Below are 13,875 nucleotides of genomic sequence, written 5' to 3'. Positions count from 1 at the left end.
GGTGGTGGGGTGGGGTGATGCGGGAGGCTCGGGCTCTCTCGTTCTCGAGCCTCCCGCGGGGGTGGTTCAGAGGGTGATGAGGCCCTGGGTCTTCGTGCGGGCGGCCTCGAAGCGCGCCTGCGCGTCCTGCCAGTTCACGATGTTCCAGAACGCCTTGACGTAGTCGGCCTTCACGTTGAGGTAGTCGAGGTAGAACGCGTGCTCCCACATGTCGAGCATGAGGATGGGCTGCGTGCCGACCGGGACGTTGCCCTGCTGGTCGAACAGCTGGAAGATGTTGAGTCGCTCGGCGATCGAGTCCCACGCGAGCACCGACCAGCCGGAGCCCTGGATGGCCGTGGCGTTCGCCGAGAAGTGCGACTGGAACTTGGCGTGGTCGCCGAAGAACTCGGCGATCGCCGCCGCCAGCTCGCCCTCGGGCTCGCCGCCGCCGTCGCCCGACAGGTTGTTCCAGAAGATGGTGTGGTTCGTGTGGCCGCCGAGGTGGAACGCGAGGTCCTTCTCGAGCTTCGTGATCGCACCGAACTCGCCGGCGTCGCGCGCTGCGGCGAGCTGCTCGAGCGCCGTGTTGGCACCGTCGACGTACGTCTTGTGGTGCTTGTCGTGGTGCAGCTCCATGATCTTGGCGCTGATGTGCGGCTCGAGCGCTGCGTAGTCGTACGGCAGCTCGGGCAGGGTGTAGACGGTCATGCGTGTCTCCTTCGATCGAACGATGGCTTCGCGTACGTCTCGTACAGCGATCCTAGTCGGCGGGATGTTCCCACCCACGGGGTTGCAGGCCTCTCAGTCGAGCTCGGGGACGCTCGCCTCGGTGTCCGGGATGCCCTGATCCTCCGCGGTCTTGTCGGCCAGCGCGAGCAGACGGCGGATGCGGCCTGCGACGGCATCCTTCGTCATCGGCGGATCGGCTCGACGGCCGAGGTCGTCGAGCGACGCGTCGCGGTGGTCGAGGCGCAGGCGACCCGCGTACGCGAGGTGCTCCGGCACCTCGTCGCCGAGGATCTCGAGCGCGCGCTCGACGCGCGCGCATGCGGCGACGGCTGCCTGGGCGCTGCGCCGCAGGTTCGCGTCGTCGAAGTTCACGAGCCGGTTCGCGTTCGCACGCACCTCGCGCTGCTGCCGCAGCTGCATCCACGACTCGACCGTCTCGGTCGCTCCCATCGCGCCGAGGAGTCGCGAGATCGGCTCGGTGTCGCGCACGACCACCCGGTGCACGCCGCGCACCTCGCGCGACTTCGCGGGCACGCCGAGGCGTTGCGCGGCGCCGACGATCGCCATCGCCGCCTCGTTGCCAGGGGATGCGATCTCGAGCGCGGCGGAGCGGCCGGGATCGGTCAGCGAGCCGGTGGCGAGGAACGCCCCGCGCCAGATGGCCGCGAGGTCCTCGAGCGAGCCCGTCGTGAGCCGGTTCGGCAGGCCGCGCACCGGTCGCCGGCGCGCGTCGAGGAGGCCCGTCTGCCGCGCGAGCGTCTCGCCCTGCGCGACCACGCGGACGAGGTACGCGCGCTGCCGCGAGCCTCCGGAGATCACCGCGATCTCGGCGCGCACCCCGTAGAGGTCGAGCAGGTCGCGACCCAGTCGGCGTGCGATCGCCGCGGACTCGACCTCGCTCTCGACCGCGACGCGGCCGGAGATGACGTGGAGCCCGCCCGAGAACCGCAGCAGCGAGGCCACCTCCGCTGCCCGCGCCTGCGGTCGCTGCACGCGCACGCGCGCGAGCTCCTCCTTGACGTCGTGCGTCAGGGTCACGTCACTCCCTTCCCAGGTCTCGGTGCTGGACCGTCACGGACACGCCCTGCTGGGCGAGCCGTGCGGCCAGATGCTCGGACATCGCGACGGAGCGGTGCTTGCCGCCCGTGCAGCCGATGCCGAGCACGGCGTATCGCTTGTTCTCGCGGGCATACCCCGCGAGCACCGGCTCGAGCATGGCGAGGTAGGCGTCGGCGAACTCCGCCGCCCCCTGCTGCGCGAGCACGTAGTCGCGGACCGCCTCGTCGAGGCCCGTGTGCGCCTTGAGCTCCGGCTGCCAGAACGGATTCGGCAGGAAGCGCATGTCGGCGATGAGATCGGCGTCCGGCGGGGTGCCGTACTTGAACCCGAAGGAGAGCACCGTCAGCCGCACCTCGTCCTCGCGCTCGCCGGAGAAGCGATCGCGGACGCGGTTCGTGAGCTCGTGCACGTTGATGTCGCTCGTGTCGAGCAGCACGTCGGCGACGTCGCGGATGCCCGACAGGCGAACGCGCTCGGTGCGGATGCCGTCGAGGATCGTGCCGTCGCCCTGCAGCGGGTGCGGCCGACGCACGGCCTCGAAGCGGCGCACGAGCGTCTGGTCGCTCGCCTCGAGGTACACGACCGCGATCGGGGTCTCGGTGCGCAGCGTCTCGATGAGGCGCATCGCGTCGTCGAACAGCACGCCTCCGCGCACGTCGACGACGATCGCGAGCCGCTGCAGCTGCTCGGACGCCGCGGGCACGAGGTCGACGAGCTGACGCAGCATGGCCGGGGGCAGGTTGTCGACGACGTAGTAGCCGAGATCCTCGAGTGCGTTCGCGACGGTGGAGCGACCAGCACCGGACATCCCGGTGATGATGAGCACCTCGCGCGCAGTCACGATCCCCCTCGTCCTTCGTCGTCAACCGTATCGGTTCTCAGCGAGGCGAAGACGTGCTCCGCGAGCCTCGGGCCGATGCCCTTGACCTCCGCGATCTGCTCGGGCGTCGCCGCTCGCACGCGCTTGGCGGAGCCGAAGTGCTTGAGCAGCCTGCGCACCCGCTCCTCGCCGAGCCCTGGGATCGCCGACAGCTCGCTCTGGATCGCGCTCGAGCGCTGCTGGCGCTGGAACGTGATCGCGAACCGGTGCGCCTCGTCGCGGAGGCGCTGCACGAGGTACAGGGCCTCGCTCGTGCGCGGCAGGATCACCGGATGGTCGTCGCCGGGCAGCCAGAGCTCCTCGAGGCGCTTCGCGATGCCGGCGATCGCGATCGACAGGCCGGCCTCGCGCACGGCGCGGGCGGCGGCGGCGACCTGCGGCTGACCGCCGTCGACGAGCAGGAGCTGCGGCGGGTACGCGAAGCGGCTGCGCCCCTCGCCCTCCTCGGGGTCGCCATCGACGAGGTAGCGCAGCCTGCGCGTGAGCACCTGGTGCATGGCGTCGGTGTCGTCGGCCGCCTGGGCGATCTTGAACTTGCGGTACTGGTCCTTGCGCGGCAGGCCGTCCTCGAAGACGACCATCGACGCGACGATGCCCGTGCCGCCGAGGTGCGAGACGTCGAAGCACTCGATGCGCAGCGGCGCCTCGTCGGTGCCGATCGCCTCCTGCAGGTCGGCGAGCGCCGACGACCGCGCGCCGTAGTCGCTCGTGCGGCGGGTCTTCGCGACCTGCAGCGCGTGCGCGGCGTTCGCCGTCGCCGAGTCGGCGAGCTGCTTGCGATCGCCGCGCTGCGGCACGCGCAGGTGCACGGCGCCGCGAAGGCCGTGCGCCTCGCGCCGCTCGGCGAGCCACGCCTCGACCTCGACGGCGCTCTCGGGCAGGGTCGGCACGAGCACGTCGCGCGGCGGCGGGTCGTCGGACTGGTACGCGACGCGGAGCATCTGGCTCGACAGCTCGGCTGGCGTCATGTCGAGCTCGGTGTCGACGACCCACGAGCGCGTGCCGCGGATGCGGCCGCCGCGCACCGCGAAGAGGTGCACCGCAGCCGAGAGCTCGTCCTGCACGTAGCCGAACACGTCGGCGTCGATGCCGTCGGAGAGCACGACCGACGTCTTCGACAGCACGTTCTCGAGGGCGAGCATCTGGTCGCGGAGGCTCGCGGCCCGCTCGAACTCCTCGCGGGCGCTCGCCCGCTGCATCCGCTGCCGCACGTCATCGACGACGCGCTGGTCGCCACCGCCCATGAAGTCGGCGAGCGACTCGGCGATCTCGCGGTGCTCGGGCTTCGAGACCCGTGCGACGCACGGTGCCGAGCACTTGCCGATGTCGCCGAGCAGGCACGGCCGGTTCGAGCGCTCGGCCTTGCGGTACACGGCCTGCGAGCACGTGCGCATCGGGAAGGCCTTCAGCAGCACGTCGAGCGTCTCGCGGATCGCCCACGTCTTCGCGTACGGCCCGAAGTAGCGGGCGCCGCGGATGTCGTGGTTGCGGGTGACCATCGCGCGCGGCACCTCGTCGCCGAACGTGACCGCGAGGTACGGGTACGACTTGTCGTCGCGGAACTGGACGTTGAAGGGAGGCTCGTACTCCTTGATCCAGGTGTACTCGAGCTCGAGCGCCTCGAGCTCGGAGCCCACGATCGTCCACTCGACGCGCGCAGCCGACAGCACCATGCGCCTCGTGCGCTCGTGCAGCGACCGCAGCGGCTGGAAGTAGTTCGACAGGCGCTGCCGGAGGTTCTTCGCCTTGCCGACGTACAGCACGCGCTCGTGCTCGTCGCGGAACCGGTACACGCCGGGCCGGGTGGGGATCTCGCCCGGCCGCGGCTTGTACGGGACGGTGTCTGCCATCTAGAGGATCTCTGCCAGGAACCTGCCCGTGTGGCTCGCCTCGATCGTCGCGAGGTGCTCGGGCGTGCCCTGGCCGACGAGCGTGCCACCGCCCGAGCCGCCCTCCGGGCCGAGGTCGATGAGCCAGTCGGCCGACTTGATGACGTCGAGCGAGTGCTCGATCGTCAGCACGGTGTTGCCCTTCTCGACGAGGCTCTCGAGCACGGCGAGCAGCTTGCGGACGTCCTCGAAGTGCAGACCCGTCGTCGGCTCGTCGAGCACGTAGATCGAGCGCCCGTTCGAGCGCTTCTGCAGCTCGGTGGCGAGCTTGACGCGCTGCGCCTCGCCACCCGAGAGGGTCGTCGCCGACTGCCCGAGGCGCACGTAGCCCAGGCCGACGTCGACGAGCGTCTTGAGGTACCGGTGGATCGACGAGATCGCCTCGAAGAAGTCGGCGGCCTCCTCGATGGGCATGTCGAGCACCTCGGCGATCGACTTTCCCTTGTAGTGCACCGACAGCGTGTCGCGGTTGTAGCGCGCGCCCTCGCAGACCTCGCACGCGACGTAGACGTCGGGCAGGAAGTTCATCTCGATCTTGATGGTGCCGTCGCCCTGGCAGTGCTCGCAGCGGCCGCCCTTGACGTTGAACGAGAAGCGCCCGGGCAGGTAGCCGCGCGTCTTCGCCTCGGTCGTCTCGGAGAACAGCACGCGGATCTTGTCGAAGACGCCCGTGTACGTGGCGGGGTTGGAGCGCGGCGTGCGGCCGATGGGAGCCTGGTCGACGTGCACGACCTTGTCGAGGTGGTGCAGCCCGGTGACGCGGCGGTGCCGCGCCGGGACCTGCTTCGCCCCGTTGAGGCCGTTGGCGAGCACCTTGTAGAGGATGTCGTTGATGAGCGACGACTTGCCGGATCCCGAGACGCCCGTGACGGCGACGAAGAGGCCGAGCGGCACGTCGACGTCGATGCCCTGCAGGTTGTTGGCGCGGGCTCCCTCGATGCGCAGCATGCGATCGGGGTCGACGGGCCGACGCCTCGCGGGCACGGCGATCGCCTCGCGGCCCGCGAGGAAGTCGCCCGTGATGGATGCGGGGTTCGCGAGCAGCTCGTCGTAGGTGCCCGAGTGCACGATCTCGCCGCCGTGCTCGCCGGCGCGCGGACCGACGTCGACGATCCAGTCGGCGGTGCGGATCGTGTCCTCGTCGTGCTCGACGACGATGAGGGTGTTGCCGAGGTCGCGAAGGTTGACGAGCGACTCGATGAGCCGACGGTTGTCGCGCTGGTGCAGGCCGATGGAGGGCTCGTCGAGCACGTACAGCACGCCCGTGAGCCCGGAGCCGATCTGCGTCGCGAGTCGGATGCGCTGGGCCTCGCCACCGGAGAGGGTGCCCGCGGCGCGCGCGAGCGACAGGTACTGCAGGCCGACCTGGATGAGGAACGACAGGCGCGCTCGGATCTCGCGCAGCACCGCCGCGGCGATCTTCGCCTCGCGCTGCGTGAGGTCGAGCGTGTCCATGAACTCTGACGCATCGGCGAGGCTCATGTCGGTCACCGACGAGATCGAGTGGCCGTGCACGAGCACCGAGAGCACCTCGGGCATGAGGCGGGCGCCACCGCAGTCGGGGCATGGCACCTCACGCAGGTACTCGCCGTGCTTCGAGCGCGACCAGTCGCTGTCGGCCTCCATGAACTTGCGGTGCACGTAGGGCATCAGACCCTCGTAGCCCGAGTTGTACGAGAGCGTGCGGCCGTATCGGTTGCGCCACTTGACGGTGACGTTGCCCTCGGTGCCGCGCAGCACCACCTCGCGCACGTCGTCGCCGAGCTCGCCCCACGGGGTGTCGAGCGAGAAGTCGAGCTCCTTCGCGAGGCCCTTCATCAGCCGCTCGAAGTAGGTGTAGAGCCCCTTGCCCGTCTGCGTCCACGGCAGCAGCACGCCCTCGGCGATCGACAGCGCGGGGTCGCCGAGCACGAGCTCCTCGTCGACGGCCATCTTCGTGCCGAGGCCGTCGCAGGTCTTGCAGGAGCCGAAGGGCGCGTTGAAGGAGAACGTGCGCGGCTCGATCTCGGTGAGCGTGACGGGGTGGCGGTTCGGGCAGGAGAGCCGCTCGCTGAACGTCCGAGTGCCGGCGTCGGAGTCGTCGTCGACGAAGTCGATGGTCACGAGGCCGTCGGCGAGGCGCAGCGCCGTCTCGAGCGAATCGGTGAGGCGCGTGAGGATGTCGGGGCCCGACACGAGGCGGTCGACGACGACCGCGATGTCGTGCTTGACCTGCTTCTTCAGCGCGGGCGCCTCGGCGAGCTGCACGACCTCGCCGTCGATGACGGCGCGCGAGTAGCCGGTGGCGACGAGGTTGCGGATGAGGTCGGCGAACTCGCCCTTCTTCTGCTGCACCACGGGCGCGAGCAGCTGGTAGCGGGTGCGCTCGGGGAGCTCCATGAGCTCGTCGGCGATCTGCTGCACCGTCTGCCGTTGGATGCGCTCGCCGCAGACCGCGCAGTGGGGGATGCCGATGCGCGCCCAGAGCAGGCGCATGTAGTCGTACACCTCGGTGATGGTGCCGACGGTGGAGCGCGGGTTGCGGTTCGTCGACTTCTGGTCGATCGAGACGGCGGGGCTGAGACCCTCGATGAAGTCGACGTCGGGGCGATCGACCTGCCCGAGGAACTGACGCGCGTACGCGGAGAGGGACTCGACGTAGCGCCGCTGCCCCTCGGCGAAGATCGTGTCGAACGCGAGCGACGACTTGCCGGATCCCGAGAGCCCGGTGAACACCACGAGCGCGTCGCGCGGGATCGCGAGGTCGACGTCCTTGAGGTTGTGGACGCGTGCGCCCTTGACGCTCAGCTGCGGCGCGTCCGGGTCGAGCGAGGACGCGACGGCGCGGTGGGAGGCGATGTCGAGGGTCACCTGACGAGCCTACGACCGACCACCGACACGGATCGCCGGGTTCGCGCCGAGCGCACGCGCGCGAGCCGTGCCCGCGCCGACGGCCTCGCAGCACATGCACGACCGGCGTCCAGGCTTGCGACGTCGTGCCGCGGGACGATGTGCTCAATGCTCGCGCGGAGGACCGCGTGGACGACTCCCCGTGCTCGAGAGGACACCCGATGATCCATCCGCACCGCCGGCGCGCGACCCGCCTGCTCGCCGCATCGCTCGCGACCGCGACCGCGAGCGTCGCGCTCGTCGCCGGTGGCGCGACCGTCGCGCATGCCGCGACCGTCGCCGACGACGCCCTCACGCAGGCTGCCGACCCGAGCGGCGTCGTCGCGATCGCGGTGCTCGAGAACGACCTCGACGCCGTCGCCGTCGCCGCGGTGACGCAGCCCGCCGTCGGCAGCGTCGCGATCGTCGGGTCGACGCTCGAGCTCACCTACCCCTCGACGTTCTACGGCGACGCCGTCTTCGCGTACACCGCGACCGATGCCGAGGGCGGGACCGCGGACGCGACCGTGCGCGTCACGATCACGAACGCCGCGCCCGTGCTCGGCGACGACGAGGCCGTGACCGCGACGGAGCCCATCGCGATCGACGTGCTCGCGAACGACGCCGACCCGAACGGCGACGCGCTCGCCATCACCGCGACCTCGGTCGCGCCCGAGCAGGGGCGGGTCGTGGTCGACGACGCCGGCACCGCGGACCCCTCCGACGACGTGGTGGTCTTCTCGCCGGCCACGACGTTCGTCGGCCTCGCGTCCGTGACGTACGAGGTGACCGACGCTCGAGGCACCACCGCCACGGCCGTCGTCGCGGTCACGGTCGGCGGCCCCGACCCCGTGCTCGAGTACGACGTCGTCCGCACGCCCATCGGCGTGCCGGTCGTCGTCGACGCGCTCGGCAACGACGTCGATCCGCTCGGGCGGACGCTCTCCTACGACTCGTTCGGCGTCGACGAGCTCACGTACGGCCGACTCGACCTCGACGACGGCGGCACCCCGGCCGACGCGGCGGACGACGTGCTCGTCTTCACCCCCGCCCCCGGCTTCGTGGGGGTGCTGGGCTTCCGCTACGTCGCAGCGACCCCGCAGGGCGGGCGCTTCGTCGGATTCGGTGCCATCGAGGTCTACTCCCCCTCCCCGACCATGCGCGACGACCACGTGTCGACCCCGTACGGCACGGCCGTCACCGTCGACGCGCTCGCGAACGACGAGGACCCGTCGGGCGGGACGCCGAGCATCGTGTCGGTCCAGGCGGACGACGCCCAGGGCACCGCCGAGATCGTCGACGGGCAGGTGCGCTTCACGCCCAGCGAGGGCTTCGTCGGACGAGCGCTCATGACCTACCACATCGTGACCGCGGGCGGGCAGCCCGGCGCGGCGGTCATCGCCGTGACCGTGGAGCAGGGACCGACGGCCGGCGGGAACGACGGTGCCGGGCCCGGCGACGCATCCTCGCTCCTGCCGTCGCGACTGCCGGAGACCGGCACGCCCGCGCTCGGCGCCATCGGCATCGCGGTCGCGACGCTGCTGACCGTGCTCGGCGCCTGGCTGCTCGGTCGTCGCCGCCTCGGCTGAGCCCACGCCGCGGACCACGACGAGACCCGGCTGCCTCGCGGCAGCCGGGTCTCGTCGTGCGATGGAGTGCGACGCGTCAGGACGCGGCCTCGGCCGCCTCCGCCGCCTCGATCTCGGTGGTGCCGGACTCGGCTGCGATCGTGCCCGAGGCGTCCTCGAGGTGCGCCCGCAGGAACCACTGGAACTGCTCGAGACCACGGATCTGCTCGACGGCGATGTCCTCGGACATCGCGTCGATCTCGGAGAGCCGTGCCTGCGCGGTGCGGTAGTCGCCGATGATGCCGTCGTACACGAGGTTGAGCGCCGCGATGTGCGCCTGCGTCGGCGCGCGGTGCACCGAGTAGTCATCCCACGTGCGCTCGGCCACGATGGCGCCGGGCAGGCCGTTCGGGGCGAGCCCGAGCGTCGCGATGCGCTCGGCCAGGTCGTCGACCCAGCCGCGCACGAGCTCGATCTGCGGGTCGAGCATCTCGTGCACCGCGATGAACTGCGGACCCACGACGTTCCAATGGGCGTGCTTCAGCGTGAGCTGCAGGTCGTTGAGGGCGTGCAGCCGCTCCTGCAGGATGCGAGCGGCCTCGTGACCCTCGCTGAGCGAGAGCCCGGGGACCGTGTAGGCGGCCTCGTCGAGCTTCGAGCTGGTGACCTTCGTCATGGATGTGCTCCTTCTCTCTCGTCGCATCCAACGCAACCAGAGGGCGCCCTCTTCCGCGCGGCCTTGACGAACGGCGTCGCCCGGCACTCGCCTCAGCTGGCCTCGCGCAGCTGGCGCAGGTCGCGCTTCAGGTCGTGCAGCTCGTCGCGGATGCGTGCCGCGAGCTCGAACTTGAGCTCGCCCGCCGCCTCCGACATCTGCGCCGAGAGATCGGCGATGATCTGCTCGAGCTGCGCGGGGCCGTCGAGCGCCGAGCGGTCGTTCGCGAGCCGCGGCGTCGGGGCGCCGCGCCTCGTGCCGGAGAGCAGCTCGGCCGTGTCGGCCTCCTCGCGAGCGAGCATCGCCGTGATGTCGCCGATGCGCTTGCGCAACGGCTGCGGGTCGATGCCGCGCTCGGCGTTGTACGCCTGCTGGATCTCTCGGCGACGCTCGGTCTCGTCCATCGCCATGCGCATGGAGTCGGTGATGGTCGAGGCGTACATGTGCACCTCGCCGGAGACGTTGCGCGCCGCGCGACCGATCGTCTGGATGAGCGACGTCGACGAGCGCAGGAAGCCCTCCTTGTCGGCGTCGAGGATCGCCACGAGCGACACCTCCGGCAGGTCGAGGCCCTCGCGCAGCAGGTTGATGCCGACGAGCACGTCGAACACGCCGGCGCGCAGCTGCGTGAGCAGCTCGACGCGCCTGAGGGTGTCGACGTCGGAGTGGAGGTAGCGCACGCGCACCCCCGCGTCGGTGAGGTACTCGGTGAGCTCCTCGGCCATGCGCTTCGTGAGCGTCGTGACGAGCACGCGCTCGTCGCGCTCGGCGCGGACCCGGATCTCCTCGAGGAGATCGTCGATCTGGCCCTCGACGGGCTTGACGACGAGCTTGGGATCGACGAGGCCCGTGGGACGGATGATCTGCTCGACGATCGTGTCGGCGCGCTCGCGCTCGTAGCGCGCCGGCGTCGCGGACAGGTACACGGTCTGGCCGACGCGATCGAGGAACTCGTCGAACTTCAGCGGTCGGTTGTCGAGCGCCGACGGCAGGCGGAAGCCGTGCTCGACGAGGGTGCGCTTGCGGCTCGCGTCGCCCTCGTACATCGCGCCGATCTGCGGCACGGTGACGTGGCTCTCGTCGATGACGACGAGGAAGTCCTCCGGGAAGTAGTCGAGCAGGCAGTCCGGCGCCTCGCCCGCCTCGCGCCCGTCGATGTGCCGGGAGTAGTTCTCGATGCCCGAGCAGAAGCCGATCTGCTCCATCATCTCGAGGTCGAACGTCGTGCGCATGCGCAGGCGCTGCGCCTCGAGCAGCCTGCCCTGCCGCTCGAGCTCGGCGAGCCGGTCGTCGAGCTCGGCACGGATGCGCTCCATGGCGCGGTGCATGCGCTCGGTGCCCGAGACGTAGTGGCTGCCCGGGAAGACCGAGACGGCGTCGAGCCTGCGGATGACCTCGCCCGTGAGCGGGTGCAGCGTCGAGAGCGACTCGATCTCGTCGCCGAAGAGCTCGATGCGGATCGCGTGCTCCTCGTACATCGGGATGATCTCGATCGTGTCGCCGCGCACTCGGAACGTGCCGCGCTGGAACGCGACGTCGTTGCGCTGGTACTGCATGCTCACGAACCGGCGCAGCAGCTCCTGCCGATCGATGCGCATGCCCACCTGCAGCGCGATCATCGCCTCGAGGTACTCGGCGGGCGAGCCGAGGCCGTAGATGCACGAGACCGTCGACACCACGACGACGTCGCGGCGGGACAGCAGGGCGTTCGTGGCCGAGTGGCGCAGGCGCTCGACCTCGGCGTTCAGCGACGAGTCCTTCTCGATGAAGGTGTCGGTCTGCGGCACGTAGGCCTCGGGCTGGTAGTAGTCGTAGTACGAGACGAAGTACTCGACGGCGTTGTTCGGCAGCAGCTCGCGGAACTCGTTCGCGAGCTGCGCGGCGAGCGTCTTGTTGTGCGCGAGCACGAGGGTGGGCCGCTGCACCTGCTCGACGAGCCACGCGGTCGTCGCGGACTTGCCCGTGCCGGTCGCGCCGAGCAGCACGATGTCGGTCTCGCCTCGGTTCACCGCCGCCGCGAGCTCGGCGATCGCCTTCGGCTGGTCGCCGGAGGGCTGGTACTCGGAGATGACCTCGAACGGCCGGACGGCGCGTGTGGGTTCCATGCCCTCGAGCCTACGAGCGACCTCCGACGCCGCCCGCATCCTGGCGGTACGCCTCGAGCGATCGTGCCGGCTCGAGGCGCCAGCCGCCCGTGATGCGCCGCACGGATCCTCGGGCGTCGAACTCGTAGCGGATGGGCTCGCCCACCGACCCGTAGCCCCCCGCGTCGTCCGCGCGCAGCGTGGCCTCGTCGAGCACCGTGAGCCGCTGGGCAGCCGCCATGGGTGCAGGCGCCCCTGGCGGGATCGCGTAGAGGGCGTCGCCCAGGCGCACGACGTCGAGCAGCTGCCACGGGCTCTGGAACCTCCCCGTGAAGCGCATGAGGTCGACGCGACGCGCTCCGCGCACCGGCTCCATCGACGCCGACCCGTGCTCGGCGACCTCGTGCCCCGACGACATGGCCAGCCCGCCGGTGTCGCGCCGCTGCGTCGCCATCAGGATCTCGACGATGCCCTCCGCGATCTCGGCGGCAGGCCCGTCGATCGCGTTCGTCAGCACGCTCACCGCGATGCCGAGCCGCGGCTCGAAGAGGGTGCGCGTGATCTGCCCCGGCCACCCGCCGCCGTGGCCGAGCCACGTGCGCCCGGCGATCTCGCGCAGCTGCATGCCGAGCCCGTAGCCGGCCGGGACCCCGTCGCGCTCGACCGTCGACCACTGCTGCTGCGCCATGCGCCGCTTCGACCGATCGTCGAGGAGCTCGCCCGAGCCGAGGAAGTGGGCGGCGGCGAATCGCACGAGCTCGGCCGCCGTCGACGTCAGGCCCGTCGCGGCGGCGAGCGAGCCGGACGTCGGGCTCTCGAGGACCGTGCGCTGCATCGACGTGTGGATGCCCGAGTGCGAGGCGACGAGTCGCGCGCTCTTGCGCGCGTCGACGTCCGGCACCGTGCGCGAGAGCCCGAGGGGCTTCACGACCGACTCGCGCAGCGCATCCTCGTAGCGATGCCCCGTCACCGCCTCGACGACGAGGCCGAGGATGCCGAAGCCGATGTTCGAGTACTTGAACGTCGTCGCGCTCGGCAGCACGTCGAGCGGCTCGGCGAGGATCGCGTCGAGCTCGGCCGCGTCGGGGAACGGCCGCTGCAGCGACCAGAACGTGGTGTCGGCGGAGTCGCGCGTGATGCCGGAGCCGTGGCTGAGCAGCTCGCGCACCGTCACGTGCTCGGCACCCGTGCCGACCAGCTGCGGCACGTGCTCGCTCGCCAGGTCGTCGAGCCGCAGCCTGCCCTGCTCGACGAGCTGCAGCACGACGGTCGCGGCGAGCATCTTGGAGTGGCTCGCGACGCGGAACTGATGCGTCGCCGTCAGCCGCTCCCCCGTCGTGACGTCGGCGACGCCGAACGCCTTCGACATGCGCAGGCCGCCGCCGAACCAGACCGCGACCTGCGCCCCGGGCACCCTGCTGCGCCAGACGCGGTACTCGATCCAGCTCACGAGGTAGTCGAGCGCGCTGCGCGCCGCGACCGACGCGTCGGACTCCTTCACCATGCCGTCCCCTCCTCGATCGCCGACCAGAGCGCGTCGGTCTGCGCGATCGTGTGCTCCATCGTCCCCGAGGTGTCGACCACGACGTCCGCGACCGCGAGCCGCTCCTCGTCGGTTGCCTGCGAGCGCACGCGCCGCTCGGCCTCCTCCTGCGCGACGCCGCGCAGCTCGACGAGCCGTCGGATGCGCAGCTCGGCTGGGGCGTGCGCGACGACCACCGCGTCGAAGTCGTGCGGCACGCGAGCCTCCACGAGCAACGGCACGTCGTAGACGACGACCGCATCGGCGTCGTCGGCGTGCACCGCGATCCGCTCGGCGACGCGCGCCTGGATCGCCGGATGCGTGATGCGCTCGAGATCGCGTCTCGCCTCGGGGTCGGCGAAGACGATGGCCCCGAGTGCGGGCCGATCGAGCGCGCCGTCGACGACGACGTGGGCACCGAAGCGCTCGACGATCGCGTCGAGGGCGGGCTCGCCGGGCTCGACGACCTCCCTCGCGACGCGGTCGGCGTCGAGCACGACGGCGCCGCGCTCCGCGAGGCGCGCGGCGACGGTGGACTTGCCGGCTGCGATGCCGCCGGTGAGGCCGATGAGACGCATC

10 protein-coding genes are annotated in these 13,875 nt (G+C 71.0%); 1 reads left to right on the top strand and 9 read right to left on the bottom strand.

From position 1 onward, the window contains the following. Positions 1–66 precede the first annotated feature (66 nt). The 5 genes from ACFQPP_RS06030 to uvrA form a co-directional block, all read right to left on the bottom strand. Positions 67–690 (bottom strand): superoxide dismutase, encoded by a 624-nt coding sequence (locus ACFQPP_RS06030; RefSeq protein ID WP_376915645.1) that lies wholly within the window; start codon positions 688–690, stop codon positions 67–69. Positions 691–783: 93 nt separating this feature from the next. After that, positions 784–1,749, bottom strand: coding sequence for a DNA-binding protein WhiA (whiA, locus tag ACFQPP_RS06025; protein WP_376915644.1), 966 nt, complete (start codon positions 1,747–1,749; stop codon positions 784–786). 1 nt (position 1,750) lies between these two features. Continuing rightward, a complete protein-coding gene (gene rapZ, locus ACFQPP_RS06020; protein WP_376915643.1) occupies positions 1,751–2,611 on the bottom strand; it encodes an RNase adapter RapZ in 861 nt (286 codons plus the stop codon). Then, the gene (uvrC, locus tag ACFQPP_RS06015) at positions 2,608–4,500 is read right to left on the bottom strand and encodes an excinuclease ABC subunit UvrC (protein ID WP_376915642.1); all 1,893 of its coding nucleotides are present in this window, start codon (positions 4,498–4,500) and stop codon (positions 2,608–2,610) included. The genes rapZ and uvrC overlap by 4 nt, the downstream gene beginning before the upstream one ends. Further along, positions 4,501–7,377, bottom strand: a complete 2,877-nt coding sequence (gene uvrA / locus ACFQPP_RS06010) for an excinuclease ABC subunit UvrA (protein WP_376916764.1) — start codon at positions 7,375–7,377, stop codon at positions 4,501–4,503. Positions 7,378–7,589: 212 nt separating this feature from the next. Between uvrA and ACFQPP_RS06005 the strand changes: the two genes are divergently transcribed. After that, positions 7,590–8,996: an Ig-like domain-containing protein gene (locus ACFQPP_RS06005; RefSeq protein ID WP_376915640.1), complete on the top strand. Its 1,407-nt coding sequence runs from the start codon at positions 7,590–7,592 to the stop codon at positions 8,994–8,996. A 76-nt stretch (positions 8,997–9,072) separates the two neighbouring features. On the opposite strand, the gene ACFQPP_RS06000 is transcribed toward ACFQPP_RS06005, so the two are convergent. From ACFQPP_RS06000 to coaE, 4 genes are all read right to left on the bottom strand, one after another. Beyond that, positions 9,073–9,651, bottom strand: a complete 579-nt coding sequence (locus ACFQPP_RS06000; protein WP_376915638.1) for a Dps family protein — start codon at positions 9,649–9,651, stop codon at positions 9,073–9,075. A gap of 92 nt (positions 9,652–9,743) precedes the next feature. Then, positions 9,744–11,795, bottom strand: a complete 2,052-nt coding sequence (uvrB, locus tag ACFQPP_RS05995) for an excinuclease ABC subunit UvrB (protein WP_376915637.1) — start codon at positions 11,793–11,795, stop codon at positions 9,744–9,746. Positions 11,796–11,805: 10 nt separating this feature from the next. Continuing rightward, complete coding sequence (locus ACFQPP_RS05990) at positions 11,806–13,278, bottom strand: serine hydrolase domain-containing protein (protein WP_376915636.1); 1,473 nt, start codon at positions 13,276–13,278, stop codon at positions 11,806–11,808. Further along, positions 13,272–13,874 carry a dephospho-CoA kinase gene (gene coaE, locus ACFQPP_RS05985; protein ID WP_376915635.1) on the bottom strand — a complete coding sequence of 201 codons (603 nt, stop codon included), beginning with the start codon at positions 13,872–13,874 and terminating at the stop codon, positions 13,272–13,274. Before coaE ends, ACFQPP_RS05990 begins: the two co-directional genes overlap by 7 nt. Between the last annotated feature and the right edge of the window lies 1 nt (position 13,875).

The organism is Agrococcus sp. GCM10030265 (genome assembly GCF_042666675.1).
Classification (GTDB): Bacteria; Actinomycetota; Actinomycetes; order Actinomycetales; family Microbacteriaceae; genus Agrococcus.
The sequence above is the reverse complement of the archived record's forward strand: the minus strand, read 5'-3'. Positions and strand labels throughout refer to the sequence as shown.

Coding starts and splice junctions, on each gene's coding strand:
- ACFQPP_RS06030 (WP_376915645.1), bottom strand. CDS start 690: ATGACCGTCTACACCCTGCCCGAGCTGCCGTACGACTACGCAGCGCTC.
- uvrC (WP_376915642.1), bottom strand. CDS start 4,500: ATGGCAGACACCGTCCCGTACAAGCCGCGGCCGGGCGAGATCCCCACC.
- ACFQPP_RS06005 (WP_376915640.1), top strand. CDS start 7,590: ATGATCCATCCGCACCGCCGGCGCGCGACCCGCCTGCTCGCCGCATCG.
- ACFQPP_RS06000 (WP_376915638.1), bottom strand. CDS start 9,651: ATGACGAAGGTCACCAGCTCGAAGCTCGACGAGGCCGCCTACACGGTC.
- uvrB (WP_376915637.1), bottom strand. CDS start 11,795: ATGGAACCCACACGCGCCGTCCGGCCGTTCGAGGTCATCTCCGAGTAC.
- ACFQPP_RS05990 (WP_376915636.1), bottom strand. CDS start 13,278: ATGGTGAAGGAGTCCGACGCGTCGGTCGCGGCGCGCAGCGCGCTCGAC.
- coaE (WP_376915635.1), bottom strand. CDS start 13,874: ATGCGTCTCATCGGCCTCACCGGCGGCATCGCAGCCGGCAAGTCCACC.